The organism is Paenibacillus sp. P4_E11 (assembly GCF_056401635.1).
The window spans coordinates 1-720 of record NZ_JBFUIX010000645.1; the positions used below are offsets into that span (position 1 = coordinate 1).

Here is a 720-nt window from a genome sequence, read left to right on the forward strand (position 1 = left end):
ATCTTTCCGTAAGAAATGGGATAAAATGGGTGGACGAAAATTACCGGTAAGAATGATTGGCTTTCCTTATTTGACGATATTGGGGGGACTTCTCCTACTAAGTTTAATGATCACAGCATGGTTTACTGATTTCAAAATTATGCTCCAATTCGGTATCCCTTGGCTGCTGTTTTTATCTATTGCTTATTTTATTATGAAAAAAAAACATCCAAAGGAGAGATCTTCTCATGTTAATTGGTATTCCTAAGGAAATTAAAAATAACGAAAACCGTGTCGCTTTAACTCCGGCTGGAGTCGTTTCATTCGTAAATACCGGGCATAAAGTGTTAGTTGAGAAAAACGCTGGTGTAGGCAGTGGTTTTACGAATGAGGATTACTCTGATACCGGTGCGGAAATTGTTGAAAATGCGGAAAATTTATGGGGAAAATCAAATATGATTATGAAAGTGAAAGAGCCACTTCCAAGTGAGTATAGCTATTTCCGTAAAGGCTTGATCTTATTCACTTATTTGCATTTGGCCGCTGAACCGGCTTTAGCCCAGGCACATAAAGAAAAAGGAGTTCTTGCCATTGCCTATGAAACCGTTTCGGTGAATCGCACTTTACCATTGCTTACGCCGATGAGTGAGGTTGCTGGCCGGATGGCTACACAAATTGGTGCCCAATTTCTGCAAAAATCAAACGGAGGCAAAGGAATTCTCCTTGCAGGCGTTCCTGGTG

1 protein-coding gene and 1 pseudogene are annotated in these 720 nt (G+C 40.4%); both read left to right on the top strand.

The window, feature by feature from the left end:
- A pseudogene (locus AC1DWB_RS36660) lies at window positions 1-247 on the top strand (hypothetical protein); the annotation flags it as partial.
- The coding region (locus AC1DWB_RS36665; RefSeq protein ID WP_477545956.1) for an alanine dehydrogenase at window positions 228-720 on the top strand (493 nt) is incomplete at its 3' end. The pseudogene AC1DWB_RS36660 and the gene AC1DWB_RS36665, both read left to right, overlap by 20 nt.